Annotated in this window: 24 protein-coding genes; 13 read left to right on the plus strand and 11 right to left on the minus strand. The window is 73.1% G+C overall.

Translation table 11 applies throughout. The features are described from left to right. The first annotated feature begins 16 nt into the window (after window positions 1–16). The 8 genes from ACZ52R_RS25440 (at window position 17) to ACZ52R_RS25475 (ending at window position 7,986) form a co-directional block, all read left to right on the plus strand. A complete protein-coding gene (locus tag ACZ52R_RS25440; protein WP_465620722.1) occupies window positions 17–598 on the plus strand; it encodes a cysteine dioxygenase in 582 nt (193 codons plus the stop codon). After that, window positions 592–978 (plus strand): rhodanese-like domain-containing protein, encoded by a 387-nt coding sequence (locus ACZ52R_RS25445; RefSeq protein ID WP_465620724.1) that lies wholly within the window; start codon window positions 592–594, stop codon window positions 976–978. The genes ACZ52R_RS25440 and ACZ52R_RS25445 overlap by 7 nt, the downstream gene beginning before the upstream one ends. 363 nt (window positions 979–1,341) lie before the next feature. Next, window positions 1,342–2,553 (plus strand): ABC transporter ATP-binding protein, encoded by a 1,212-nt coding sequence (locus ACZ52R_RS25450; RefSeq protein WP_465754208.1) that lies wholly within the window; start codon window positions 1,342–1,344, stop codon window positions 2,551–2,553. After that, window positions 2,543–3,211: an ABC transporter permease gene (locus ACZ52R_RS25455; RefSeq protein ID WP_360490236.1), complete on the plus strand. Its 669-nt coding sequence runs from the start codon at window positions 2,543–2,545 to the stop codon at window positions 3,209–3,211. Before ACZ52R_RS25450 ends, ACZ52R_RS25455 begins: the two co-directional genes overlap by 11 nt. After that, window positions 3,208–3,894: an ABC transporter permease gene (locus ACZ52R_RS25460; protein WP_465754209.1), complete on the plus strand. Its 687-nt coding sequence runs from the start codon at window positions 3,208–3,210 to the stop codon at window positions 3,892–3,894. Before ACZ52R_RS25455 ends, ACZ52R_RS25460 begins: the two co-directional genes overlap by 4 nt. 50 nt (window positions 3,895–3,944) lie before the next feature. Then, on the plus strand, window positions 3,945–4,898 hold the full coding sequence (locus ACZ52R_RS25465) for an ABC transporter substrate-binding protein (protein ID WP_465620730.1): 954 nt from the start codon (window positions 3,945–3,947) through the stop codon (window positions 4,896–4,898). A gap of 212 nt (window positions 4,899–5,110) precedes the next feature. Then, the gene (locus ACZ52R_RS25470; RefSeq protein WP_465754210.1) at window positions 5,111–5,689 is read left to right on the plus strand and encodes a hypothetical protein; all 579 of its coding nucleotides are present in this window, start codon (window positions 5,111–5,113) and stop codon (window positions 5,687–5,689) included. A gap of 554 nt (window positions 5,690–6,243) precedes the next feature. Further along, a complete protein-coding gene (locus tag ACZ52R_RS25475; protein ID WP_465754211.1) occupies window positions 6,244–7,986 on the plus strand; it encodes a glycosyl hydrolase family 18 protein in 1,743 nt (580 codons plus the stop codon). Between the two features lie 94 nt (window positions 7,987–8,080). Here ACZ52R_RS25475 and ACZ52R_RS25480 read toward each other — a convergent pair whose 3' ends face one another. The 8 genes from ACZ52R_RS25480 to ACZ52R_RS25515 form a co-directional block, all read right to left on the minus strand. After that, window positions 8,081–9,364, minus strand: coding sequence for a multidrug effflux MFS transporter (locus ACZ52R_RS25480; RefSeq protein ID WP_465754212.1), 1,284 nt, complete (start codon window positions 9,362–9,364; stop codon window positions 8,081–8,083). Window positions 9,365–9,630: 266 nt separating this feature from the next. After that, window positions 9,631–10,113, minus strand: a complete 483-nt coding sequence (locus ACZ52R_RS25485) for a hypothetical protein (protein WP_465754213.1) — start codon at window positions 10,111–10,113, stop codon at window positions 9,631–9,633. 428 nt (window positions 10,114–10,541) lie between these two features. Continuing rightward, on the minus strand, window positions 10,542–11,420 hold the full coding sequence (locus ACZ52R_RS25490) for an alkaline phosphatase family protein (protein ID WP_465620739.1): 879 nt from the start codon (window positions 11,418–11,420) through the stop codon (window positions 10,542–10,544). A gap of 225 nt (window positions 11,421–11,645) precedes the next feature. Continuing rightward, window positions 11,646–12,416, minus strand: coding sequence for an ATP-grasp domain-containing protein (locus ACZ52R_RS25495; RefSeq protein WP_465754238.1), 771 nt, complete (start codon window positions 12,414–12,416; stop codon window positions 11,646–11,648). 50 nt (window positions 12,417–12,466) lie between these two features. Further along, window positions 12,467–12,841, minus strand: a complete 375-nt coding sequence (locus ACZ52R_RS25500) for an ADP-ribosylation/crystallin J1 (protein WP_465620742.1) — start codon at window positions 12,839–12,841, stop codon at window positions 12,467–12,469. 73 nt (window positions 12,842–12,914) lie between these two features. Then, window positions 12,915–14,102: an acyl-CoA dehydrogenase family protein gene (locus ACZ52R_RS25505; protein ID WP_360490256.1), complete on the minus strand. Its 1,188-nt coding sequence runs from the start codon at window positions 14,100–14,102 to the stop codon at window positions 12,915–12,917. Window positions 14,103–14,225: 123 nt separating this feature from the next. After that, entirely contained in the window at window positions 14,226–14,534 is a 309-nt protein-coding gene (locus tag ACZ52R_RS25510; RefSeq protein ID WP_396287678.1) for an AzlD domain-containing protein, read from the minus strand. Then, a complete protein-coding gene (locus ACZ52R_RS25515; protein WP_465620743.1) occupies window positions 14,534–15,316 on the minus strand; it encodes an AzlC family ABC transporter permease in 783 nt (260 codons plus the stop codon). Before ACZ52R_RS25515 ends, ACZ52R_RS25510 begins: the two co-directional genes overlap by 1 nt. A 204-nt stretch (window positions 15,317–15,520) precedes the next feature. On the opposite strand from ACZ52R_RS25515, the gene ACZ52R_RS25520 reads away from it, so the two are divergent. Then, complete coding sequence (locus ACZ52R_RS25520) at window positions 15,521–16,111, plus strand: helix-turn-helix domain-containing protein (protein WP_465620893.1); 591 nt, start codon at window positions 15,521–15,523, stop codon at window positions 16,109–16,111. A 48-nt stretch (window positions 16,112–16,159) separates the two neighbouring features. Here ACZ52R_RS25520 and ACZ52R_RS25525 read toward each other — a convergent pair whose 3' ends face one another. Further along, entirely contained in the window at window positions 16,160–18,091 is a 1,932-nt protein-coding gene (locus ACZ52R_RS25525) for a cholesterol oxidase substrate-binding domain-containing protein (RefSeq protein WP_465754214.1), read from the minus strand. Between the two features lie 250 nt (window positions 18,092–18,341). On the opposite strand from ACZ52R_RS25525, the gene ACZ52R_RS25530 reads away from it, so the two are divergent. Further along, the gene (locus ACZ52R_RS25530) at window positions 18,342–19,109 is read left to right on the plus strand and encodes a carbon-nitrogen hydrolase family protein (protein WP_465754215.1); all 768 of its coding nucleotides are present in this window, start codon (window positions 18,342–18,344) and stop codon (window positions 19,107–19,109) included. A gap of 204 nt (window positions 19,110–19,313) precedes the next feature. After that, window positions 19,314–20,720, plus strand: coding sequence for a class II fumarate hydratase (locus ACZ52R_RS25535; protein WP_465754216.1), 1,407 nt, complete (start codon window positions 19,314–19,316; stop codon window positions 20,718–20,720). Window positions 20,721–20,871: 151 nt separating this feature from the next. On the opposite strand, the gene ACZ52R_RS25540 is transcribed toward ACZ52R_RS25535, so the two are convergent. Continuing rightward, entirely contained in the window at window positions 20,872–21,342 is a 471-nt protein-coding gene (locus ACZ52R_RS25540; RefSeq protein WP_360490268.1) for an SPW repeat protein, read from the minus strand. A 203-nt stretch (window positions 21,343–21,545) separates the two neighbouring features. Between ACZ52R_RS25540 and ACZ52R_RS25545 the strand changes: the two genes are divergently transcribed. Further along, the gene (locus ACZ52R_RS25545) at window positions 21,546–22,100 is read left to right on the plus strand and encodes a PadR family transcriptional regulator (protein ID WP_465620747.1); all 555 of its coding nucleotides are present in this window, start codon (window positions 21,546–21,548) and stop codon (window positions 22,098–22,100) included. A gap of 84 nt (window positions 22,101–22,184) precedes the next feature. After that, a complete protein-coding gene (locus ACZ52R_RS25550; protein ID WP_465620748.1) occupies window positions 22,185–23,900 on the plus strand; it encodes an acyl-CoA dehydrogenase family protein in 1,716 nt (571 codons plus the stop codon). Between the two features lie 144 nt (window positions 23,901–24,044). Here ACZ52R_RS25550 and ACZ52R_RS25555 read toward each other — a convergent pair whose 3' ends face one another. Then, the gene (locus ACZ52R_RS25555; protein WP_360490274.1) at window positions 24,045–24,737 is read right to left on the minus strand and encodes a response regulator transcription factor; all 693 of its coding nucleotides are present in this window, start codon (window positions 24,735–24,737) and stop codon (window positions 24,045–24,047) included. Window positions 24,738–24,761: the final 24 nt, after the last annotated feature.

The following is a 24,761-nucleotide window of genomic DNA, read 5'->3' on the forward strand; positions in this document are numbered from 1 at the left end:
ACCCGAGGACGCCCTGATGAGCCTGCACCCGAGCCCGGCCCCAGCCCCCGTCTCCCTCTCCGCCCCCGTTCCCGTTCCCGTCTCTGCCCCCGTCTCCGTCTCCGAGCCGCCGACGACCACTTCCCCCGCGGCGGACGACCGCGCCCCGCTCACCCCCAGCACCCTGCGGACCATCGTCCGCGAGCTGGCCGAGCGGCCCGACCAGTGGATCCACCACGTCCGCCTCTCCACCGAGGAGCGCTGGTACCGGCGTCTGGTGGCCGAGGACGACCACGAGGTGTGGCTGATCAGCTGGCTGCCCGGACAGTCCACCGGCTTCCACGACCACGGCGGCTCGCGCGGCGCGTTCGCCGTCGCCCTCGGCGAGCTGGAGGAGCTGTCCCTCGGCGGCCCGGACCAGGGCCTGCTGATCCGCCGGGTCCCGGCCGGCACCGCCCGCGCCTTCGGCCCCGAGTACGTGCACGACGTGCGCAACACCGCGCCCGGGCCGGCCGTCACCCTGCACGCCTACTCGCCCCCGCTGAGCGCGATGGCGCACTACGACCTGCGGGCCGGAGGGCTCGTCCGCACCTCGGAGGAAGGACCGGAACAATGGTGACCACGATCGACGACCTGGTGGAGCGCGCCCGCGAGGGCGTCCACCGCCCGCGAGCCCAGGAGGCGTACCAGGCCCAGCTGGGCGGCGCGCTGCTGGTGGATATCCGTCCGGCGGGGCAGCGGGCGGCCGAGGGGGAGATCCCGGGCTCGCTGATCATCGAGCGCAACGTCCTGGAGTGGCGGCTCGACCCGACGGGCAGTCACCGGATCTCCGAGGCCTCGGGCTACGACGTCGAGGTGATCGTGGTCTGCTCGGAGGGCTACGCCTCCAGTCTGGCCGCCGCCTCGCTCCGCGAACTGGGGTTGCACCGGGCGACCGACCTGGACGGCGGGTTCGTCGGCTGGGCGGCGGCCGGACTGCCGACCCGTCAGGGCGGCTGACCCGTCAGGGCGGCCGACCCGTCAGGGCGGCCGACCCGTCAGGGTTGATGACCGGTCGGGAGGCTGAGCCGGCCGGAGCTGAGCGGTCCGGGAGGCCGAGCTGTCCGGGCCCGGCCTCCCGGTACGCGCCCACGGGCAAATCAGAGACAGGAGATGATGCAGGTCATAGGCTGATCAGAGTTTCCGCCGGTCCGAACCGGGGCAGCCACGCGGGCGGAAGAACGCCCGGGCGGTTGGTACGACAAGCGTCACCAGCACCGATCCGCCCGGCCGTTTGTCGACAAACCGCCAACAACCGAACGACCGAACGACCGACCGATACAGGCGCCGCCTCCCCGGGGCGCCCTGACGAGGAAACACCCCGTGATCAGATTCGAGGGCGCCGGAAAGCGCCACCCCGACGGCACAGTCGCCGTCGAGGGCCTGGACCTTGAGGTCCCGACCGGTCGGATAACCGTCCTGGTCGGACCATCCGGCTGCGGCAAGACCACCCTGCTGCGCATGGTCAACCGGATGGTCGAGCCCACCTCGGGCCGAGTACTGCTGGACGGCACCGACGTCGCCGAGCTGGAGCCCGCCAAGCTGCGCCGCGGCATCGGGTACGTGATCCAGCAGGCCGGACTGTTCCCCCACCGCAAGGTGATCGACAACGTCGCCACCGTCCCCCGCCTGCTCGGCTGGGACCGCAAGAAGGCCCGCGCGCGGGCCGCCGAACTGCTCGAACTGGTCGGGCTCGCGCCCGAGACCGCCAAGCGGTACCCGTTCCAGCTGTCCGGCGGCCAGCAGCAGCGGGTCGGCGTGGCGCGCGCCCTGGCCGCCGACCCACCGGTGCTGCTGATGGACGAGCCGTTCAGCGCCGTCGACCCGGTGGTGCGCGCCGGGCTCCAAGAGGAGCTGCTGCGGCTGCAGTCCGAGCTGCACAAGACGGTGCTGTTCGTCACCCACGACATCGAGGAGGCCGTCCGACTCGGTGACCAGGTGGTGGTGCTGCGCGAGCACGGCCGGATCGCCCAGCTCGCGGACCCGCACACGCTGCTCACCACCCCCGCCGACGACGGCGTGGCCGCCTTCCTCGGCCGCGACCGCGGCCTGCGCGGCCTCGGCCTGCGCCCCGCCAGCGCCGTCGCGCTGCGCCCGGTGGGCAACGGCCCCAAGGTCGGTCCCAAGGGCGGGCTCACGGATGGACTTCCGGACGGACTCACGTACGGGGGCTGGGAGTTGGCCCTGGACGACGAGCGCCGCCCGATCGGCTGGATCGACCGCGACGCCGTCACCGCCGAACTGCAGCCGGCCGCCGTCTTCCGTCCGGACACCGACACCCTGCGCACCGCGCTGGACGCCGCCGTCCTCTCCCCCGCCGGGGTCGCGGTCGCGCTGGACGCCGAGGGGCGGGCCACCGGCACCGCGAGCCGCGAGGCCGTCCTCGCCGCGCTCCGGCCCGGGGCCGACGGACCCGTCCGCACCGCCAAGCCCTCCGGTGGCGACACCTCCGACGGCGGCACGTCGGGCCGCGACACCTCCGACGGAGACACCTCCGACGACGACACCCCGGGCGGAGCCTCCGGTGGACGATGAACCGATCGTCCGCTGGTACTGGATCGGCGACCACCTCGGCTACCTCGGCCACCTGCTCGCCGACCACGCCGTGATCGCGCTCGTCCCCGTGCTCATCGGCCTGCTGCTGGCCATCCCGCTCGGCCTGGCCTGCGCCCGCTTCCCCCGGCTCTACCAGCCGCTGTCCGCCGTCTTCAACATCGTCTACGCGCTGCCCTCGTTGGCCGTGTTCGTGGTGCTGATCCCGTACACCGGGCTCGCCACCCAGGCGACCGTGATGATCCCGCTCACCTTCTACGCCCTCGCCGTCCTGCTGCCGACCACCGTGGACGGGCTGCGCGCCGTCCCGGACGCCGTCCGGCAGGCCGCCACCGCGATGGGGTACGGGCCGTGGCACCGGCTGACCTCGGTCGAACTGCCCGCCGCCGTCCCGTACCTGATCGCCGGGCTGCGGGTCGCGGCGGTGTCCAGCATCTCGCTGGCCAGTGTCGGGGCGCTGGTCGGGCGCGGCGGGCTCGGCTACCTGTTCATCGACGGCTTCCAGCGCACCTTCCCGACCCCGATCGTGGCCGGCATCGCGCTGATCGCCGTCCTCGCACTGGCGGTCGACCTGCTGCTGGTGGGCGCCCGGCGGATGCTCGCACCCTGGGCCGTCCGGGAGAAGGGGGCGGGCTCGTGAACTGGCTGAACTGGCTGAACTGGCTGAGCGACTTCTTCACCGCCCCGGACCACCGCAGCGGCCCGGACTCGATCGTGCACCGGGTCTTTGAGCACCTGCTGCTCTCCGGCGAGGCCGTGCTGTACGCGGCGCTGCTCGCCATCCCGCTCGGGCTGCTGATCGGCTACACCGGGCGCGGCGTCACCGTGGTGACCGCGCTGGCCGGTGCCGCCCGCGCCCTGCCCACCCTCGGGCTGGTGACGCTGGCAGTGCTGCTCGCCGGGGTCGGCGACACCGCCGTCCTGTTCCCGCTGGTCGCGCTCGCCGCGCCGCCACTGCTGGTGGCCGCCGTCGAGGGGGTGCGCGGCACCGACCCGGACGTCCGCGACGCCGCGCGGGGCATCGGCCTGACCCACCCCCAGGTGCTGTGGCAGGTCTGCCTGCCCTCGGCCGCGCCGACCCTGCTGGCGGGCTTGCGCACCGCGACCGTCCAGGTCATCGCGACCGCCACGGTGGCCGCCTACGTCGGGCTCGGCGGGCTCGGCCGCTACGTCATCGACGGGCTGGCGACCCGCAAGTACGCCGTGACCGTGGGCGGGGCGCTGCTGGTGGTGCTGCTCGCGGTCGCCGCCCAGCTGTTCTTCGCCCTGCTCGCCCGGTTCGCGCTCCCGCCCGGGGTGCGCGCCCAGCACCAGGCCCGCTGAATCCCCTCTCCCCCATCCTCTTCGGAAGGACATCTGTCACCATGTCGACAATGAAGCGAAGCCGTCGCGCGGTCGTCCTCGGCACGCTCGCCGCGCTCGCGCTCGGCGCCACCGCCTGCGGCTCCTCGGGCGGCGACCCGCTCAGCGGGGGTTCGAGCGCCTCGGCGTCATCAGGCGGCTCGGGCGGCTCAGGCGGTTCGGGCTCGGGCGGCTCCGGGTCGACGGTGGTCGTCGGCTCGGCGAACTTCCCGGAGAACGTCCTGCTCGGCTCGATCTACTCGCAGGCCCTCAAGGCCAAGGGCGTCAAGGTCGAGGAGAAGTTCAACATCGGCAGCCGCGAGGTGCTCTACGGGCAGCTGCAGAGCGGCAACCTCACCGTCCTGCCCGAGTACAACGGCGCACTGCTCGCCTACCTGGACGCCAAGGCCACCGCCGTCACCACCCAGGACGTGAACGCGGCGCTCACCACGACGCTGCCCGCCTCGCTCGGGATCCTCGACTCCTCCCCCGCCGAGGACAAGGACTCGCTCAGCGTCACCCAGGAGACCGCCGACAAGTACAGCCTCAAGAGCATCTCCGACCTGGCTGCCAAGGCCGGCGAGTTCACCATCGGCGGCCCGCCGGAGTTCAAGTCCCGCCGCGAGCAGCAGTTCAAGGACGTCTACGGGCTGACCTTCAAGGAGTGGAAGCCCACCGCCGACACCACCGCCAACGCGCTCAAGGACGGCGGCATCCAGGTCGGCAACGTGTTCACCACCGACCCGAAGATCGTCCAGTACAAGCTCGTCCCGCTGGCCGACCCGAAGAACGTCTTCGGCGCGCAGAACATCACCCCGCTGGTCAACAAGGCGGGCGTGGACGCCACCGCGACGGCGGCGCTCAACGCGGTGTCGGCCAAGCTCGACACCGCGGGGCTGACGGCACTGATGAAGCGGGTCGCGGTGGACAAGGAGGACCCGTCGGCGGTGGCCAAGGACTGGCTGAAGTCCAACGGCCTCGGCTGACGGCCGACCGGCACGACGGACGCCCGACCGGCACGACGGACGGCGGCCCCGGGGAGGAAGGTCCCCGGGGCCGCCGTCCGCCGTTCCCCGGGTCCGGCCCGCGCTCTCCCGAGGGACCTCCGGGGGTCCTCCCCAAGGTCCCTCGGGAGGACCCCCGGAGACCTCCCGGGGGACCTTCCCTTCCGCGCCGCGAACATGACAGTCTGGGCGCCATGCGCACTCGTCTCCTCGCCGCCACCCTCACGGCACTCGCCGCGGTGAGCCTCGCTGCCTGCTCCAGCTCCGGATCAAGCTCGGGCAAGGCCACCTCCGCGGCCGACTCCCCCACCGCCGCCGCTTCGACCGCCCCGACCACCCCGACCGCCGCACCCACCGACGCCGCCTCGACGCCGGTGGCCCCCGCTCCCGGCACGGCCGCCCCCACCGCCGACGGCGCGACGGGCACGCCCGCCCCCGACGCCGGCGCCTCGGGAGCCCCCGCACCGGCCAAGCCCGCCCCGCCCGCCGACGCCGGGCTGCCCACCAAGCCGGGCGCCGACCTGACCGCGAAGCTGGTCGCCGCGCTGAACGCGATCGACCCGGCCATCGTCGGCGGCAAGCCCGACCAGGCCGTGGACCGGGCCCGCAACCAGTGCCAGTCGATGTACCAGTTCCCCAAGGACAAGGGGAAGCTGGACGACCTGGCCAACCAGCGGTTCACCTCGTCCGACCACCCGCAGGGCTTCGGGCCGGACACCGCCGCCAAGATCAACGACGCACTGCGCGCCACGCTCTGCCCGGCATCGCGCTGACCCCGCCCGCGGCGACCGCGCCGCGATGCCCCGAACCGCCCGGTGTCCTGAGCGCCGGGCCGCCGTGGCCGCGCCCCCATCGGGTGCGCGGCCACGGTCTTCTTTGCGCCCGGTGGCTTCTCCCTGGCGCTGCCCGACAGCCCTCCCTCCGGGCAACTTCCCTTCCCCGGAGGCCGATCCGCGCACCCTTCGACCGCCCGGGCCGTGGGATGACGAACTATCAGGTCTCTTGACAGACCAGTGGTCTAGTCCAAACATAAGCATGTCGATGCGACCGGGATGCACTGTGGGGGTGTGACCACCGGCGGCTGAGGCACTGCCCTGCCCTGCTCCACTCGACCCCCGCTCCGTACGGCCGCGCGCACTCGCACGCCGCCCGCGTCCACGCGAGCCGGTGGGCTGCCGCACGCCCGCACGCCCCCATATCCACCGCGCTCCACCCCGCTGCATCCCGCTGCGCCCCGGGCCACCCGGCCGTACCCCACCGGTCCGCTGTGCCCCGGGCCGATCGCACCTCGCCAACGTCCTGCCCCACCAAGTCTGTTGGAGAATCCATGCGTCTTCGCAGAACCATCCAGGCCGCACTGACGTCCTGCGCCACGCTGGCCGCCTCGGTCGGCCTGGTCGCCACCGCGACGAGTCCCGCCCAGGCCGCCACCCCGCTCCCCAGCCGGGTCTTCGCCCCCTACTTCGAGGCCTGGACCGGTCAGAGCCCGGCCCAGCTGGCCGCGCAGTCCGGCGCCAAGAACCTGACCATGGCGTTCCTGCAGGCCGCCACCAAGGGCTCGTGCACACCGTACTGGAACGGCGACTCCGCCATGCCGGTCTCCTCCTCGACCTTCGGCTCCGACATCGCCACCATCCGCGCCAACGGCGGGGACGTGATCCCCTCCTTCGGCGGCTACACCGCCGACAACACCGGCACCGAGCTGGCCGACAGCTGCACCGACGTCAACCAGATCGCGGCCGCCTTCGAGAAGGTCATCACGACGTACGACATCAGCCGGATCGACCTCGACATCGAGGACAACTCGCTGACCAACACCGCCGGGATCGACCGCCGCAACAAGGCGATCAAACTCGTCCAGGACTGGGCCGCCACCAAGGGGCGGAGCATCCAGTTCTCCTACACACTGCCGACCACCACCGGCGGGCTCGCCGACAGCGGCCTCGCGGTGCTGCGGAACGCGGTCAGCAACAACGCGCGGATCGACGTCGTCAACATGATGACCTTCGACTACTACGACGGCGCCAGTCACGACATGGCGACGGACACCCAGACCTCCGCGCAGGGCCTCTACAACCAGCTGGCCAAGCTCTACCCGACCAGGACCCCCGTCCAGCTGTGGGGTTCGATCGGGATCACCGAGATGCTCGGCATCGACGACTACGGCCCGGCCGAGACCTTCACCGTGGCCAACGCCACCACCGTCTACAACTGGGCGGTCTCCAAGGGCATCAACACGCTGTCCTTCTGGGCCCTGCAGCGCGACAACGGCGGCTGCCCGGGCACGGCCGGCAGCGACTCCTGCTCCGGGATCAGCCAGAACACCTGGGACTTCACCCACATCTTCGCGCCGTTCACCAGCGGCTCGACGGCGAGCAACGACTTCTCCGTCGCCGCCAGCCCGAACTCCGGGACGGTCAAGGCCGGTTCGTCCACCTCGACGACCATCGCGACGGCGGTCACGGCTGGCTCGGCGCAGAGCGTCAACCTCTCGGTCAGCGGCGCCCCGGCCGGCGTCACCGCCACCGTCACCCCCGGCAGCGTCACCGCCGGCAGCAGCGCCACGCTCACCATCACCACCACCTCGGCCGTGGCGGCGGGCACCTACCCGCTGACCGTGACCGCCACTGCGCCGTCCGGCACCCACACCGCGACCTACGCGCTGACCGTCACCGGGACCGGCTCGACGACCGGCCTGGTCAACGGTGACCTGGAGACCGGCAGCCTGGCCCCGTGGACCTGCCAGAGCGGCGGCGCCGTGGTCTCCACCCCGGCCCACTCCGGCACCCACGCGCTGCAGGCCGCGGCCACCGCGAGCCAGACCGGCGAGTGCTCGCAGACCGTCACGCTGAAGCCCAACACCGGCTACACGCTGAACGGTTGGGTGCAGGGCAACTACGCCTACGCCGGCGTCAGCGGCGGCGCCACCGCGTCCTCCTGGGCCAACTCCTCCGGCTGGACCAAGCTGTCCGTCCCCTTCACCACCGGCGCCTCCGGCACCGTCACCGTGTACCTGCACGGCTGGTACGGCCAGGGCAACGTGTTCGGGGACGACTTCTCGATCGCGTAGCGGGGTGACAGATCACCGATGCCGGATAACGCATGCCGGATAACGCATGACAGATGACGAATGACGGATGACAGCTGACAGATTTCAACATCTGTCAGCTGTCATCTGTCGCCTGTTCCCGGCACAGCGTCAGGTACGCCGCCGTCGCCAGCACCCCGCAGGCCAGGACCACCACCGCCAGCAGCGCCGCGGACGGCCGCCCGCCGAGACTGCTCAGCGGGGCGACCACCGCCCCGGCCAGGAAGTTGCCCGTCCCGAGCAGCGCCGACGCCGTGCCCGCGACCTGCGGCTCGACCAGGCCGAGCGCCTGCGCGGCGGTGTTCGGCAGGAGTACCCCCAGGCTGCCCATCATCACGAACAGAGGCGCGCAGAACCCGACCAGCCCGAAGTCCCACACCGTCGTCAGCAGCACCAGCGCCGCCCCGGCGGCGACCGCCACCGCGAGGCTCCCCAGCATCAGCGACCGCGGCGTGCAACGCGGCGCCAGCACCCGCCCGTTCACCTGCGTCATCACCACGATCGCCACCGAGTTCAGCCCGAACAGCAGGCTGTAGGTCTGCGGCGAGACCTGGTACACGTGCTGCAGCACCGTCGACGAGCCGCTGATGTAGCCGAACAGCGCCCCGAAGGCGAGGGAGCTGGTCAGCGCCAGCCCGAGGAACGGCAGGTTGCGCAGCAGCCGTCCCATCGTCCGCAGGGTCGCGCCCACCCCGCCGCCGTCCCGGCTCTCCGGCGGCAGCGTCTCGCGCAGTGCACCGAACGCGGCCAGGGTGAGCAGCAGGCCCAGCGCGGTGAGCGCGCCGAAGGTGCCGCGCCAGGAGGTGAAGCGCAGCAACTGCGCGCCGATGATCGGGGCGAGGATCGGCGCCAGCCCCGATATCAGGGCGATCGAGGCGAGGAAGCGCAGCAGCGCGACGCCCTGGAAGCGGTCCCGGGAAACTGCCCGCCCGATCACCAGCCCGGCGGAGCCCGCCGCGCCCTGGACGAAGCGGGCGGCGATCAGCACCGACAGGTTCGGCGCGAGCGCGCACACCACGCTGGACAGGGTGTAGGCGACGAGTCCCGCGAGCAGCGGCGGGCGGCGCCCGAAGCGGTCGCTGAGCGGTCCGAAGAGCATCTGCCCGGCCGCGACCCCGAACATCGAGAAGGTGAGGGTGAGCTGGACGGCGGCCGGTTCCGCGGCCAGGTCGTCGGCGATCGCGGGCAGACCCGGGAGGTAGAGGTCGGTGGTGAGCGGTCCGAGCGCGGTGAGACCGCCCAGGACCGCGATCGTGGCCCAACCGGTGCCGGCCTGGCCGGTGGTGATCGCGCCGGTGGCGGGTGTGGTGGCGGCAGCGGTCGACGTGTCATCGGCGGGGCCGACGGTCGGGCCGGGCATGGCTCTCCTAGCGGACGGGGTGACGAGGGCTTCGTTCGCGGTCCGTCCTATCGCAACCCGGTCCGGTTCCGACAGCGGGGGGCGCGCCCGCGTGCGGTCGCCGCCCCCGCACCCCGCCGGCCAGGACACGCACGACGACGGCCCGCCCGCACCTCCCGGTGCCCGGCGGGCCGTTCGATCACCCGGTCGCCCCACGCCCGGGACGGCCGATCCCTGCCCGGGACGGCCGATCCCTGCCCGGGACGGCTGATTCCCGGTCAGCGCGCTCAGTGCTTGGCGACGTGCTCGGCACGGAGCGCCGCCTGCATCGCCGCGCCGTCCTGCCAGGCGTAGAGCTGGTTGCCGTTCAGTGTCACGTTGTAGTGCCCGCAGGTGCCGCTGGCCTTGGCCACGACGTTGTCCGGGAACCAGCCGGCCTTGAGCGACATCGGCACCGGGTGCGCGGCCTTTCCCGGCTGCCCGGCGGTGCAGCCGACGGGCAGCCGCCCCTCCGGGAGGGTGGCGCGCAGCAGACGGTCGTCGCCCGTGGTGGACATCAGGTACCGCACGCCGGAGGCGTTGTCGGGCAGCCAGGCCGGCACCGAGCGACGGTCCGCCTTGGCCTGGGTGCCGGTCTCGTACGAAGCCTGCTCCTGGTGGCGCTCGTCGTACCAGTCGGACAGCCGCGGGCCGACTGCCACGGCCGCCACGGCCACGGCCATGCCGGTGCCCGCGACTCCCAGCGCGACCTTGCTCACGATGCCCTTCATGCCCGGCTGTCCTCTCCGTGTCCGTTGCCGCTTGCCCGTACCGCTTGCCCGTACCGTGCCGCGTTTGTCCGCTGCCGTCTGTCGGCTGTCGGCCCGTGCGACGCGCTCCGCCGTGCGGTGCAACCATCGTGGCCCGTGCCGACCAGGCGGAGCGTCACTACCAAGTCGCGATCGTGCCTCCAACCCACGGGGTACCGTCTCCACCTTCAGGCGTATGCCTTTGGGTAGAGGCCCGGAGCCCCGACGGCCCGGGTACGTGCCGTGCCGATCCGGCGCTCAGGCTGGCATGTCCGGATCGAGCGCCGCCCGAGCCTCGATCGAGCCTCGATCGAGCCTCGCTCAAGCCCGGCCCCACCGCAGCCGGGCCTGCTGCACCCGGGGCATCACGGGCAGTGCGCGAGGCTGCGGGGCGGCGGGGCCTCGCGCGGTCAGACCGTCGCGGGCACCGGGCGGGCGACCGGGAAGGGGCGGCCGTCGAGGGTCCAGTGCGGGTCGATCGGGCGCAGCAGGGAGGCGTACACCTGGGCGGCGACGTCCGGGTGGCGGATCTCGCCGGTGGGCGGTCCGGCCGGGATGTCGTGCCCGGCGCAGGCGACCCAGGCGGTCCGCTCCTCGGCCGTACGGCCGCCGTGGCCGCCGGCGTCGATGTGGCCGTGGTCGGTGACGACGATGACGGTCCACTGCTCCTCGGCGTACTCGGCCCGGCCGCGGACGGCGTCCAGGAGGCGGCCGAGGCGCTCGTCGGCGGCGCGCATGGCGGCGCGGTACTCGTCGCCGCAGCCGAGGAAGTGGGCGGTCTCGTCGACGGCGCCGAGGTAGACGAAGGAGGCCTCGGGGTCGGCGGAACCGAGGACGTGGACGGCCTCCCGGGTGACCTCCTCGTCCACGACCTCCCAGGCCTCGGGGGTGTCCTCGGCCGGGGCGATGTAGGAGAGCCGGCCGGGGGCGCGGAAGAGCGGGCCGCCGGACTCGTTGATCATCAGCGGGTCCCAGCCGGCCGCGACGAAGGTACGGCGGCGGTCGCCCCGGTTGAGGCGGGTGGCGAAGTCGGGGAACACGTCGAGGCGGTTGCCGGCCAGGTGGTTTCCCCAGACGCCGTGTTTGGCGGGCTCGACGCCGGTCACGATGGTGGCCCAGCACGGCCCGGACATGGTCGGCGTGGTGTCCGCCACGGTGACCGGCACCAGGAACCCGGCCTCGGCGACCTCCTGGAGGCGCGGCATCGGCACCTGTGCCAGGTAGTCGTGGCGGACGCCGTCGATCCCGACGACGAGCACCCGGGGGCGGGGCCACAGGACAGCGGACATGGCTGGGGGTTCCTTTCGGTCGTGCGCGCACTCGGCCGCGCCCGCCGAGGGCGCCGCCGACCGCGCCATGCTTCACCGGCCGCCGTACCGGTCGGCATCACACCGTCGAACGGCGGGTGTCCGACGGGTGTCGGGCGGGCGTCCACGCGTGCCGGGCGGAGGTCCGCAGCTGTCAGGCGGGGCCGGGCGGGCGTCCGCGACAACCGACCGGACGCCCGGCGGGCGTCAGGCGGCCGTCCGGACGAACCGGCGGTCGGCCTCCGCCAGCTCGGCCGCCGGTCCGGCGGCGCGCAGCACGACGCCCAGGACGCGCTCCGGGTCGGCGCCGTAGCAGTGCGCGAACCACGGCATGTTGGCCTCGACCACGGCCCACCGCTCGGCCGGGTCGTACGGGTCGGCGATCGGGCCGACGTCCAGGGCGACCGCGCCGGGCAGGGTGTCGCCGACGGCGGCGAGCAGGCGGCGGGCGAAGGCGAGGGCCTCGGGGGTGGGTGGCGCGGGGTCGAGCCGGCCGAAGCGGGCGTAGCGGCTGCCGGTGAGCACCTCGCCGTCGCGGACGAACAGCCGGTACTCGGCGGCGAAGGTCACCGGCTCGCTGACCAGGACGGGCGTGTCCGGGCCGATCCGCTCGCCGGTGCGCGGCAGCCGGGAGCCGTCCGGGTAGACGGCGGGCGGCAGCGACTTGTCGGCAGGCGGCTTGACGAACGCGGGGTGGCGCAGTGTCCAGGCCTCGGCGAGCGTGGTCAGCTCGATCCGGCGGCGGGTGAACTCCTCGGGGAGGCGGGCGAGCCAGTCGTCCGCGGGTTCGAGCGGGGCCAGGCCCAGCGGCGCGGCGATCCGGGCGGCGGCGAGCGGCCCGCTGTACCAGTGGACGGGCCGCCCGGCGAGCCGCTCGACCGTCTCCGGGCCGTCGAGGACGGCGGTGGCGAGGCCGCGGCGGGCGGCGGCCTCGACGAGCAGGGCGGTGGTGCCGGTCCGCTGGGCCGAGGTGAGCAGGACGCGGCCGGCCGCCGCCGGCGTACCCGCCTGCGCGAGGGCTGCCTGGGTCACGACTGGGGCCGGAACTCGTGGACCACTTCGATGCGGCCGACGATGTGCCGGTTGAACTCGTCCAACTCCTCGGCTGGCACCCATAGTTCGAGGATCGTCCGGCCGCCGGCCTGCTGCACGGGGTAGCGGGCGAGGAACTCCGTCTCGACCTCGAAACGGGTGACGTAGCCGACGCCGGAGGCCGGCACGTTCCAGTCCCGGGCGATCCGGATCGCGTAGTCCTCGTTGAGGACGGGGTAGAAGATCGGCTGGTCGGGCAGCCGGGGCGGCCAGGCGCGCCGGTCGGCGGCCTCGACCAGCGCCAGCTCCTGGGGCCCGGTGGGGCGCCAGAGGGTGGTGGTCGGGGGTGTCCGGACGGGCTGGCTGGTCATGGCAGGGAAGGTAGCCGGGCCGCGCCGGGCCTGGCCACCGAATTTCTCCTGCTCACGGCGGGTGGACGGCCCGTCAGCGGTACGCGGACTCGCCGGTGATGGTCTCGCCGAGGACCAGGGTGTGGATCTCGCTGGTGCCCTCGTAGGTGAGCACCGACTCCAGGTTGTTGGCGTGCCGCAGCACCGGGTACTCCGTGGTGATGCCGTTGGCCCCGAGGACGGTCCGGGCGCTGCGGGCGATCTCCAGTGCGGTGCGGACGTTGTTGAGCTTGCCGAAGCTGATGTGCGGCGGACGGGCGGCGCCCTCCTCCTTGAGCCGGCCGATCCGCAGCGCCACCAGGTAGGACTTCTCGACCTCCAGCATCATCTCGACCAGCTTCTGCTGGGTCAGCTGGAAGCCGGCGATCGGGCGGTCGAACTGGATCCGGCTCTTGGCGTAGTCCAGGGCGGCGGTGTAGCAGTCGCGGGCGGCGCCGACGGTGCCCCAGAGGATGCCGTAGCGGGCCTCGTTGAGGGAGGAGAGCGGCCCGCGCAGGCCGACCACCCCGGGGAGCACCGCGTCGGCGGGCAGCACCACCTCGTCGAAGGCGAGCTCGCTGGTCACGGAGGCGCGCAGGGAGAGCTTGCCGTGCACGTCGGTGGCGGTCAGGCCGCGGGTGCCGCGCTCGACCAGGAAGCCGCGCACCCCCTCCTCGGTCTGCGCCCAGACCACGGCGACGTCGGAGATGCTGCCGTTGGTGATCCACATCTTGCTGCCGGACAGCACCCAGTCGCCGCCCTCGCCGCCCTTCCGGACCGCCCGGGTGCGCATGTTCGCCGGGTCCGAGCCGAAGTCCGGCTCGGTGAGGCCGAAGCAGCCGATCAGCTCGCCGGCGGCCATGCCGGGCAGCCAGCGCTGCTTCTGCTCCTCGGAGCCGAAGGCGTGGATCGAGCGCATGGCGAGCGAACCCTGGACGGAGACGAAGCTGCGCAGCCCGGAGTCCGCCGCCTCCAGCTCCATGCAGGCCACCCCGTACGCCACCGCGTCGGCGCCCGCGCAGCCGTAGCCGTCGAGGTGCATGCCGAGCACGCCGAGGGCGCCCAGCTCGGGGGCGATTTCACGGGCCGGGAAGACCCCGCGCTCGAACCATTCGCCGATGTGCGGGCGGATCCGCTCCTCGGTGAACCGGCGGACGGTGTCACGGATCAGCCGCTCCTCGTCGGAGAGCAGGTCGCCGACCGCGAGCAGGTCGGACGGGTCGATCCGGGTCGGCTTCGTCATTGAAGCTCCTTGTAGTCTCGGCGGAGTACCGGCGAGTATTCCGCACGCCGCCGGGCGGTGGGTGGGCGCGAGCGAGTGAGGAAAGCGACATGGCGCCGGGTGGCTGTCAGCCGCCGTCCCCGCTCACCCCACCCCGCACAACCGGAGCAGCGCCGTCGTCGCCGCGCCCGCGACGACCACCGCCGGGAACGGCGCCCGGCGCAGCGCGAGCACCCCCGCGACCAGCACGCCCGCCGGACGGGCCCACCCCGCGAAACCGTGCCCCTGGGTCAGCGCCCCGGTCGCCACCAGGGCGACCAGCAGCACCGCCGCCGCAACCGCCAGCAGGTGCCGCAGCCGCTCCGAGAGGGCGAGCCGACCGCCGAGCAGCGGCCCGGCCAGCCGGAAGGCGTACGTCCCGACTGCCAGCAGCAGCACGGCATACAGCGGCATCATCGGACCGTCTCCTTCGCCGTCGGCTCTGCCTGCTCCACACGCTTCACGCGCTTCACTCGCTCCACCTGCTCGGCCTCCTCCACCGGCCGCACCCCCGCGGGCGCCTCGCCCGCTCCCGGCCGCCCGGCGAACAGCAGCCCGACGAGGGCGAGCAGCACCGGCAGCCCGGCCGGTACGAACGGCGTCGCCGCGACCGCCACCACCGCGCCCACCACCGCCGCCGTACGGGTGCGCCGGTCCGTGAGCGAGGGCAGCACGAGCGCGAGCAGCACCGCGGGGAAGGCGGCGTCCAGGCCGAGCGCGTCCGTGTCGCCGATCAGCCCGCCCGCGACGGCGCCGAGCAGCACCGAGACGTTCCACACCACGTACAGGGCGATCCCGCAGAGCCAGAACGCGGCCCTGCGCCGACGAGGCTCGCTCTGCTGCAGGACGAAGGCGGCGGTCTCGTCGGTGATCAGCTGTGCGCCGACCAGCCGCCGCCACCAGGAGCCGTCGAGGACGTCGGCCACGGTGAAGCCGAAGGGCAGCAGTCGGGCGTTGAGCACCAGTCCGGTGGCGACCGCCGCGAGCACGCCGCCGCCGGACAGCACCACGCCGACCGCCGCGAACTGGGAGCCGCCCGCGAACACGAGGGCGGAGAGCGCGATCGGCACCCAGAGGGGCAGACCGCCGGAGACGCTGATCGCGCCGAAGGAGGCGCCGACGAGGGCGTCGGCCAGGCAGACCAGGGCGATGTCACGAAGGGTGGCACGCTCCAGTGTTCGGAGTAGCGAACGCATGTCCATCAGAGTGAACCCATCAAGCCTCGTTCGTCAAGGCGAACGAGACGACCGACAGACCGAACGCCCATCGCCCGGCACCCCCGAGGGCAAGGGCGGCCATGGCAGCATGAACGGCACCGGCCGCGCCGGGCCGCACCGAAACCCGGCAGCCCGGCTGTCGGCAGGCAGCGAAGGAGCCGGAGGAAAGCGTGAGTGGCGAGCATGAGTGACCAGACCACCCCGGCCACCGCCGCCGGCGGATCCGGAACCGAACTGATCGGCCAGATCGCCGCCTCCATCCGGCGTGAGCGCGAGCGCAGCGGGCTGTCGATGGCGGAGCTGGCCCGGCGCGCGGGCATCGCCAAGTCGACGCTCTCCCAGCTGGAGTCGGGCGCGGGCAACCCCAGCGTGGAGACGCTCTGGGCGCTCGGGGTCGCACTGAACGTGCCGTTCAGCCGGCTGGTCGACCCGCCGCGCCCGGTCGTCAAGGTGATCCGGGCCGGCGAGGGCCCGGTGACCCACTCCGAGCGCGCCGACTACGCCGCCACCGTGCTCTCCTCCTGCCCGCCCAACGCCCGGCGCGACATCTACCGGATCGAGGCGCAGCCGGGTGAGACCAGGGCCTCCGACCCGCACATGCCCGGCACGGTCGAGCACGTGATGATCGGCGCCGGACGCGCGCTGGCCGGGCCGACGGAGGCGCCGGTCGAGCTGGGCCCGGGCGACTACGTGAGCTACCCGGGCGACGCCCCGCACGTGTTCCGCGCCCTGGCCCCGGACACCCTGGCGGTGATCGTGATGGAACACATCTGACCCATCTGACCCAGCCGACCTATCTGACACACCGTCAATTCGCCGAGGTCACTTCAACAGCCCGTCCAGGAACGGGTTTCCGAACACCCGGTGCGGGTCGTGCCGGTCCAGGACGGCGACCGCCTCGTCCCAGCCGGGCCCACCGCCGGCGCGCAGGCTGTCGGGGATGACACGGTCGATCAGGTCCGGGTCGGACCAGGCGGCGTCGGCGGTGTACGCCCAGCCCTTGGACCACTCGACCCGCAGCCCCGCCCTGGTGCCGTCGAAGGTGCGCAGCAGCCACTGCTCCAGGTCCCGGGCGAAGCGCTCCAGCCCGGGGGTGCCGGGGAAGGCGAGGACGTCGAGCCAGACGGCGGTGTCCCACTCCGGGCGGTCGGCGCGCGGGCGCAGCGCGGACAGCAGCGGGGGTCGGGCGCCGGGGACGCCGGAGTACGCCGGGTCGTCCGGACCGGTGACCCGGATCTCCACCGCGCCGTTCACCGGGTACTCGCCCCGCGACTGGTACTCGGCGAGCAACTTCCGGTAGTACGCGGCGAATTCGCTGACCACCCACTGCAGGTCGGCGCGCCGGGCGAGGACCGCGTAGCCGTTGGCGGAGACCCGCAGGGTGGTGGGGCGGACGTACTGCAGCAGGGTGCGCGAGGGGCCCCAGAGGTCGGAGCGCAGGCCGCCCGCGAGCAGGTGGGTGAGCACGTCGCCGGTGAGCAGTCCGCGGAGCAGTCCGCCGGCGAGCAGGACGTCCGTGACGTCACCGGTGAGCCCCACCTTCGCGACCAGGTACTGGAGTTGGCCGAACAGCGGGGCCGATCCCCAGGCACCCGCGACGATTTGGCCGGCGAGCCGGGCCACCGGTTCCGGGACGATGTCCGAGAAGGGGTAGTTGTAGGGGTGGTCGACGGCGAGGGAGGCGAGCGGCTTGGTCGGGGCGACGGTCCAGGTCTTCAGCCAGGGGTGGTCCGTGTAGGCGAACCAGATCGCCTCGGCCCGGCCGTCGCGCTCCACGAACTCGGCGAAGGTCCGCGGGCCGCCACCGCCCAGCAGTCCCCCGAGCAACCCGCCGTCCCGGCCGGCGCCCGGAGGTGCGAAGAGCTCGCTCGCCGGGATGTCGAGCCGGCTGACGCAGCGCAGCGGCCGGTCGGCGCCCGCCCGGAGGACGACCTCGGTGAGGAAGGCGCGGCCCAGGTGCACCAGGAAGGCGGCGCTGTCGGCCTCGGAGCGGTCGAAGGTGCGCAGCGCGTAGCGGCCGGTGGCCGGGTCGAGGACGACGGCGGTGAGCCGGACCACCTGGTTGCTCACCGAGCCGTAGCCGTGCCCGTCCGGCCGCGCCTCCCCTGCGGCGGGGACGGCGGTGCCGTGGCCGCCGATGGCGAGCACGCCGCCGACGGTGATCTCGCCGGGGGCCGGACAGGCGGTCAGACCGAGGCCGCGGTCGGCCAGGTGCGCGAGCAGGGCCTCCATGGTGGCGCCGGTCTGCACCCGGACGGTGCTGGGCGAGTCGGCGGTGACGGCGGTGAGGTACCGGCTGGTGTCCACCAGCAGGACGCGGGCGCTCTCCGGGGTCCGGTCGGCGACGGTGAGCGGGGCCCAGGTGTGCCGGTAGCCGGAGGCCCGCAGCCGCCAGCCGTTGGCGTGCGCCCAGTCGGCGAGGGCCGGGACCTCCTCGGGCGTGCGGGGCGCGCAGGTCCACAGCTGGTCGGTACGGATCTCGCCGGACCAGTTCTGGAAGACCCGCTGGTAGAGCTCGGTGCCGCCGGGGAGTCCGGGCGGTACGGGCGCGGCGGCCCCGGCGCTGTCCGGTCCGACCGTGCCGCGCAGGACCCAGGCCGCGCCACCGAGCGCGGCCGACGCGCCGAGCACTTGCCGCCGGGTCAGGCCGCTCCCGGCGCCGCTGCCCCGGTGCGGCCCGCCGCCGGCTCCGCCCGTCGCACCGCCGGCTCCGCCTGCGCCCGCGTCGCCCGTCGCGCCGTGTCCCCTGGTCATCCGTCCGTCCACCCCTTGCGCTGGTCCCCCCGGGCCGAGCTTCCTTCGGCTGTCCGGGCCGAGCCGGCTGTCCGTCTCTCCCTCCGGCCCTGGAGGAGCGTACGAAGCGCCGTACGCCGGTTTGAAGCGGTCCGCCCGATGTCTCACTCGTTCGAGTGAGTGCGGCCCGGTCGTTGCCAGGCTGTTCGACGGACACATAGGTTGATCTTGACCACCCGGAACCCACCTGCCACCTGCCCGGAGCTCCGCCATGTCCTCGCCCGTGCCCGCAGCCGCGCCCTCGGCCGTGCCCGCTCCCGCACCGCTGACCGTCGCCGTCGCCCAGCCCGGCTGCGCCGCCCCCGGTCGCCCGGACACCGTGGCCGACAACGTCGAACTGCACGCCCGGACCGTCCGGGAGGCCGGGACACGGTTGGTGGTCTTCCCCGAGCTGTCACTGACCGGCTACGACCTGACCGCGCCCGCCGTCGACCCGGCGGACCCGCGCCTCGCGCCGCTGGTCGAGGCCTGCGCCGCGACCGGCGCCCTCGCGCTGGTCGGCGCGCCGGTCCGGGAGACCGACGGGCACGAGTCCATCGCCACCCTGGCGGTCACCGGCGAGGGCGCCGTCGTCGCCTACCGGAAGATGCGCCTGCACGGCGCCGAGGTCGAGCGCTTCACCGCCGGCGAGAAGCCCGTCGTCCTGGAACTGGACGGCCTGCGGCTCGGCCTCGCCGTCTGCGCGGACGCCGCCGACCCGACGCACGCCGAGGAGACCGCCGCACTCGACATCGACGCGTACGTCGCCTCCACCCTGTACGGGCCCGGCCCCGCCCAGGCCGAGCGCCGCGACGGGCACGTCGGGGCACGCGCCGCCGCCCACGGGGTGTGGTGCGTGCTCGCCACCTCCGCCGGGGCCACCGGCGAGTTCCCGGACAGCTCCGGCGGCTCCGGCGTCTGGGCCCCGGGCGGCGCACTGGTCGCCCAGGCCGGTACCGCCCCGGGCGAACTGGTCCGCGCCGAGCTGCCCCGGCGGTAGGGGCGGGCCGTCGGGCGCGGCATCGGGAGCGGGCCGTCGGGGGCGGGCATCGGCGGTGGGCCTCGGGGCAGGCCTCGGTAATCGACCCGAGCCCGGTGGAGTACCCGATCACCCCCGCCGGAAATACCCGGGCCCCGCTCGGGGCTGTCGTGATCGGAGATCCGTTCCGGGCCGGACCGGCCCGTACAGGAGGTGCAGCGCACGATGGGTGACGAGCAGGCGAAGCCGCAGGAGTTCCGGGTCGAGCACGACTCGATGGGCGAGGTCCGGGTGCCGGCCGCCGCGAAGTGGCAGGCGCAGACGCAGCGGGCGGTGGAGAACTTCCCGGTGTCCGGCCAGCGGCTGGAGCGCGCGCACATCGCCGCGCTGGCCCGGATCAAGGCCGCCGCGGCCCGGGTGAACGCCCGTCTCGGGGTCCTGGAGGAGGAGACGGCGGCGGCGATCGTGTCGGCGGCCGAGGAGGTCGCGGAGGGGCGCTGGGACGACCAGTTCCCGGTGGACGTGTTCCAGACCGGCTCGGGCACCTCGTCCAACATGAACACCAACGAGGTGATCGCGACCCTGGCCGGGGAGCGGCTGGGCCGCTCCGTCCACCCGAACGACCACGTCAACGCGAGCCAGTCGTCCAACGACGTCTTCCCCTCTTCCATCCACATCGCCGCCACCGCCGCCGTGACGCACGACCTGATCCCGGCGCTGGAGCACCTCGCGGAGGCGCTGGAGCGCAAGGCCGCCGAGTTCGCGCGGGTGGTCAAGTCGGGCCGCACGCACCTGATGGACGCCACGCCCGTCACGCTCGGCCAGGAGTTCGGCGGCTATGCGGCGCAGGTGCGGCACGGGCGGGAGCGGCTGCTGGCCACGCTCCCCCGGGTGGCCGAACTCCCGCTCGGCGGAACGGCGGTGGGCACCGGCATCAACACCCCGCCCGGGTTCCCGGCGGCGGTCATCGCGGAGGTGGCCCGCGTCACCGACCTGCCGCTGACCGAGGCCCGGGACCACTTCGAGGCACAGGGCGCGCGGGACGCCCTGGTCGAGCTGAGCGGTCAACTGCGCACGGTGGCCGTCGGGTTCACGAAGATCGCGAACGACCTGCGGTGGATGGGGTCCGGTCCGCGCACCGGGCTCGGCGAGATCAACCTGCCGGACCTGCAACCCGGTTCGTCGATCATGCCGGGCAAGGTGAACCCGGTGCTGCCCGAGGTGGTGCTGATGGTCGCCGCCCAGGTGGTCGGCAACGACGCCACGGTGACGCTGGCCGGCGCGAGCGGCAACTTCGAGCTGAACGTGATGCTCCCGGTGATCGCCCGCAATGTCCTGGAGTCGGTCCGGCTGCTGGCCAACAGCGCCAGGCTGCTGGCCGACCGGACGGTGGACGGCATCACAGCCAACGTCGAACGGGCCCGGGAGTACGCGGAGTCCTCGCCGTCGGTGGTGACCCCGCTGAACCGCTACATCGGGTACGAGGAGGCCGCCAAGGTCGCCAAGCAGTCGCTGGCCGAGCGCAAGACCATCCGTCAGGTGGTGCTGGAGCGCGGCTACGTCGAGCAGGGCAAGCTCACCGAGGAGCAGTTGGACGAGGCGCTGGACGTACTGCGGATGACGCGCCCGTAGCCGCCTCGGGGCGCTCCGGATGGCCGGGACCGTCGGCGGACATATGCCGGGAGCGTCGGTGCGCCGGAAGCGTCGGGAGCGTCGGCGGACGTGCGCCGGGGCGCGGTGGGCGGTTGCGCCCTCCGCGCCCCGGCACGGGCTGCGGGGAAGATCAGCCCCTGGCTCGGCCGGCCCGGCCGCGCCGCATTGCCGCTCCGTTCGAGGTCATGGTGGCCATCGAGATCGCCGCGAGGCCGAGCAGGAACATCACGGCACCGACGATGATGCAGGTGACGATGTTCTTGCCGTGCGCCACGGAACCGGAGACCACCCACGGGGAGATGATCGTCCAGGCACCGAGCGCGGTGGCCGCCCAGGCCCTCGCGTGGGTGCGTTCGTAGGCCGTGCCGTAGCCGGCCATCAGCACCGTGTAGGCCAGACCCACGATCAGGCAGGTCACGGTCAGGGTGCTGAACGCGGTGAAGCCGACGATCCATGGCGATGCCGCCAGGAAGAGGCCGGCCAGTACGGCCAGGGCTTCGATGCCCTGGGCGCGGGGGGTCGAGGTGACCCGCTCGTAGTGTTCCCGTAGTTCGACGATGTCCGGATGGTGCTCCATGCCCGTCGGGATATGGGTTGCCACCGATACCACCTCCTGTGGTCCGGAACCTGGGAGGCATGTTCCCCCGGAAGGCGCATGCCCCGTACCCATTCTGTCCCTTATCTAACGTTTTGCACCCGATCGTCCTTAATGATCGATAACCATCCGATCACGCCGGTGACCTGCGTCTCAACCCGGCGGGGCACCATTGCCTATGCAACTCGTTGCATAGCAGGATGCGGGTCATGGCACTGGAGCACGCGATCCTCGTCTCGCTGCTGGAGCAGCCCGGCTCCGGCTACGAGTTGGCCCGGCGCTTCGACCGCTCCATCGGGCGCTTCTGGACCGCCACCCACCAGCAGATCTACCGGGTGTTGCGGCGCATGGAGGCGGACGACTGGGTGGCCGCGCAGGAGGTCGCCCAGGACGGGCGCCCGGACAAGAAGGTCTATTCGGCGGCGGAGGCCGGACGGGCCGCACTGGCCGGCTGGCTGCGGGAGCCGGTCGAGCCGGAGACCGTCCGGCACGAACTCGCGGTCAAGATCCGGGCCGCGGCCTTCGACGACCCGGCCGCGCTGATCTCCGAGGTCGAACGCCACCGCGAGAGCCACGCCGCCCTGCTCGCCCGCTATCTGCACGGCGAAGAACGGGACTTCCCGGACCTCGACGCGCTCGACACCCGCCAGGAACTGCAGCACGTGGTGCTGCGCGGCGGCATCGAGTACGAGCGGATGACACTCGCCTGGCTCGACGACGTGCTCGTCACCCTGCGCCGCCTCGCCGCCGACCGGACGTCCTGACGCCCTGGCGTCCTGGCGTCCTGGCGTCCTGGCGGATCTGCAACCCCGCGACCCTCACCCCCTTCGACCCCCGGGAGCCTCTCGATGCTCTTCAACCCGCGCACCTACGACCCCGCACAGTTCGACGAGCCGACCCGCCGGCTGCTGCGTGCGACCGTCGACTGGTTCGAGTCCCGCGGCAAGAAGGCGCTGATCGACACCTACATCGACCGCGCCTGGTACGCCGACTTCCTCGAATTCGCCGCGAAGGAGGGCCTGTTCGCGGAGTTCCTGACCCCGTCCGCGGCCGACCCCGACAAGCGCTGGGACACCGCGCGGATCGCCGAGCTGAACGAGATCCTCGGCTTCTACGGCCTCGGCTACTGGTACACCTGGCAGGTCACCATCCTGGGTCTCGGCCCGGTCTGGCAGAGCGAGAACGAGGCCGTCCGGGCCCGCGCCGCCAAGCTCCTGGCGGAGGGCCACGTCATGGCGTTCGGCCTCTCCGAGCGCAGCCACGGCGCCGACATCTACTCCACCGACATGATCCTCACCCCGGACGGCGAGGGCGGCTTCACCGCCACCGGCCCCAAGTACTACATCGGCAACGGCAACGTGGCCGGCCTGGTCTCGGTGTTCGGCCGCCGCTCGGACATCGAGGGCCCCGAGGGCTACGTCTTCTTCGCCGCCGACAGCCGCCACGAGGCGTACCACCTGGTCAAGAACGTCGTGAACGCCCAGATGTACGTCAGCGAGTTCCGCCTCGAGGACTACCCGGTGCGCGCCGAGGACGTGCTGCACACCGGCCAGGCCGCCTTCGACGCCGCCCTGAACACCGTCAACGTCGGCAAGTTCAACCTCTGCACCGCCTCGGTCGGCATCTGCGAGCACGCGATGTACGAGGCCGTCACACACGCCCAGAACCGGGTGCTGTACGGCAAGCGGGTCACCGACTTCCCGCACGTCAAGCGGGAGTTGACCGACGCGTACGTCCGCCTGGTCGCGATGAAGCTGTTCAGCGCGCGGGCCGTGGACTACTTCCGCACCGCCTCGCCCGAGGACCGCCGGTACCTGCTGTTCAACCCGATGACCAAGATGAAGGTCACCACCGAGGGCGAGAAGGTCATCGACCTGATGTGGGACGTCATCGCGGCCAAGGGCTTCGAGGCGGACACGTACTTCGACAAGGCCGCGAAGGACATCCGCGGCCTGCCGAAGCTGGAGGGCACCGTCCACGTCAACCTGGCGCTGATCCTCAAGTTCATGGGCAACTACCTGTTCGCCCCGGCCGATTACGCCCCGGTGCCGACCCGCCTGGACGCCACCGACGACGCCTTCCTGTTCCGCCAGGGCCCGGCCCGCGGCCTCGGCGCGATCCGCTTCCACGACTGGCGCACCGCCTACGACCGCCAGGCGCAGCTGCCCAACGTCGCCCGCTTCCGCGAACAGGCCGACAGCTTCTGCGAGTTGCTGCTCAGCCACGCGCCGAGCAAGGAACAGCAGGCGGACCTCGACTTCCTGCTGGAAATCGGCCAGCTGTTCGCGCTGATCGTCTACGGCCAGCTGGTGCTGGAGCAGGCCGAGTTGACCGGCCTGGACGCGTCCGACGAGGGCCGCGACGTCCTGGACCAGGTCTTCGACGCGCTGGTCCGCGACTTCTCCGCGCACGCCACCGAGCTGCACGGCAAGGCCTCCGCCACGGAGGAGCAGGCCGCCTGGGCGCTGGCGAACGTGCGCCGTCCGGTGTCGGACGCGGCGCGGGCCGCGCGGGTGTGGGACCGGGTCGAGGCGCTCTCCGGCGCGTACGAGATGCAGCCGTAGGCCGCAGTACCGGACGCAGTACCGGACGTGGTACCTGAAGGACCCCGGGGGTGCCGGTCGGCGGGCCGGCACCCCCGCTTTCGGGTACGGATGCATGGCTGCACGGCCGTCCGGCACGCCTCAGCCGGCACCTCAGCCGTCACCTCAGCCGTCGCCGAGGCCCATGTCGCGGGCCCGGGCGACCGCCTCGGCACGGGTGGCGACGTGCAGCTTCTCGAAGATGTGCGTGACGTGGTTGCGGACGGTCTTCTCCGCGACCACCAGCTCGCGGGCGATCCGCCGGTTGTCCAGGCCGCGCGCGACCAGGTCCAGCACCTCCGCCTCGCGGGCGGTGAGGTCCGGGAACAGCTGCCCCGCCTCGCGCATCCGGGCCCCGGCCAGCAGGGCGGTGATCCGTCCCGCCACCTCGCCGCCGAACACCGCGCCGCCCGCGGCGACCGTCCGCACCGCGTGCAGCACCTCCTCCCGCCCGGCCCCCTTGACCAGGTAGCCGCGCGCGCCCGCCTGGAGCGCGGCGAGCAGGTTTCCGTCGTCGTCCGACATGGTCAGCATCAGCACCGGCGGCGGCGCCTCCTGGGTGGCGAGCTGACGGACGGCCTCCAGCCCGGAGCCGTCGGGCAGCGAGAGGTCCATGATCACCACGCTCGGGCGGTGCCGGGCGACCGTCTCCGGCACATCGGCGACCCGCTCCGCCTCGGCCACCACGAGGACGCCCTCCGCGCTCTCCAGCGCCGCCTTCAACCCCTCCCTGAAGAGCGGGTGATCGTCGACGATCAGTACACGGACGGGCTGCACCCCGACCGGGCCCGCGGGTGCCAGCGACTGTTCTTCATCCACACGGCCGACACTACCAGCGGCGAA

This window comes from Kitasatospora sp. NPDC034023 (assembly GCF_055575795.1).

Bases quoted from the DNA above. Each gene is read 5' to 3' on its own strand.
- ACZ52R_RS25520 (WP_465620893.1), top strand. From the start codon at position 15,521: ATGAGTGACCAGACCACCCCGGCCACCGCCGCCGGCGGATCCGGAACC.
- ACZ52R_RS25525 (WP_465754214.1), bottom strand. From the start codon at position 18,091: ATGACCAGGGGACACGGCGCGACGGGCGACGCGGGCGCAGGCGGAGCC.
- ACZ52R_RS25515 (WP_465620743.1), bottom strand. From the start codon at position 15,316: ATGCGTTCGCTACTCCGAACACTGGAGCGTGCCACCCTTCGTGACATC.
- ACZ52R_RS25505 (WP_360490256.1), bottom strand. From the start codon at position 14,102: ATGACGAAGCCGACCCGGATCGACCCGTCCGACCTGCTCGCGGTCGGC.
- ACZ52R_RS25500 (WP_465620742.1), bottom strand. From the start codon at position 12,841: ATGACCAGCCAGCCCGTCCGGACACCCCCGACCACCACCCTCTGGCGC.
- ACZ52R_RS25545 (WP_465620747.1), top strand. From the start codon at position 21,546: ATGGCACTGGAGCACGCGATCCTCGTCTCGCTGCTGGAGCAGCCCGGC.
- ACZ52R_RS25535 (WP_465754216.1), top strand. From the start codon at position 19,314: ATGGGTGACGAGCAGGCGAAGCCGCAGGAGTTCCGGGTCGAGCACGAC.
- ACZ52R_RS25490 (WP_465620739.1), bottom strand. From the start codon at position 11,420: ATGTCCGCTGTCCTGTGGCCCCGCCCCCGGGTGCTCGTCGTCGGGATC.
- ACZ52R_RS25480 (WP_465754212.1), bottom strand. From the start codon at position 9,364: ATGCCCGGCCCGACCGTCGGCCCCGCCGATGACACGTCGACCGCTGCC.
- ACZ52R_RS25550 (WP_465620748.1), top strand. From the start codon at position 22,185: ATGCTCTTCAACCCGCGCACCTACGACCCCGCACAGTTCGACGAGCCG.
- ACZ52R_RS25510 (WP_396287678.1), bottom strand. From the start codon at position 14,534: ATGCCGCTGTATGCCGTGCTGCTGCTGGCAGTCGGGACGTACGCCTTC.
- ACZ52R_RS25440 (WP_465620722.1), top strand. From the start codon at position 17: ATGAGCCTGCACCCGAGCCCGGCCCCAGCCCCCGTCTCCCTCTCCGCC.
- ACZ52R_RS25485 (WP_465754213.1), bottom strand. From the start codon at position 10,113: ATGAAGGGCATCGTGAGCAAGGTCGCGCTGGGAGTCGCGGGCACCGGC.
- ACZ52R_RS25465 (WP_465620730.1), top strand. From the start codon at position 3,945: ATGAAGCGAAGCCGTCGCGCGGTCGTCCTCGGCACGCTCGCCGCGCTC.
- ACZ52R_RS25475 (WP_465754211.1), top strand. From the start codon at position 6,244: ATGCGTCTTCGCAGAACCATCCAGGCCGCACTGACGTCCTGCGCCACG.
- ACZ52R_RS25470 (WP_465754210.1), top strand. From the start codon at position 5,111: ATGCGCACTCGTCTCCTCGCCGCCACCCTCACGGCACTCGCCGCGGTG.
- ACZ52R_RS25530 (WP_465754215.1), top strand. From the start codon at position 18,342: ATGTCCTCGCCCGTGCCCGCAGCCGCGCCCTCGGCCGTGCCCGCTCCC.
- ACZ52R_RS25445 (WP_465620724.1), top strand. From the start codon at position 592: ATGGTGACCACGATCGACGACCTGGTGGAGCGCGCCCGCGAGGGCGTC.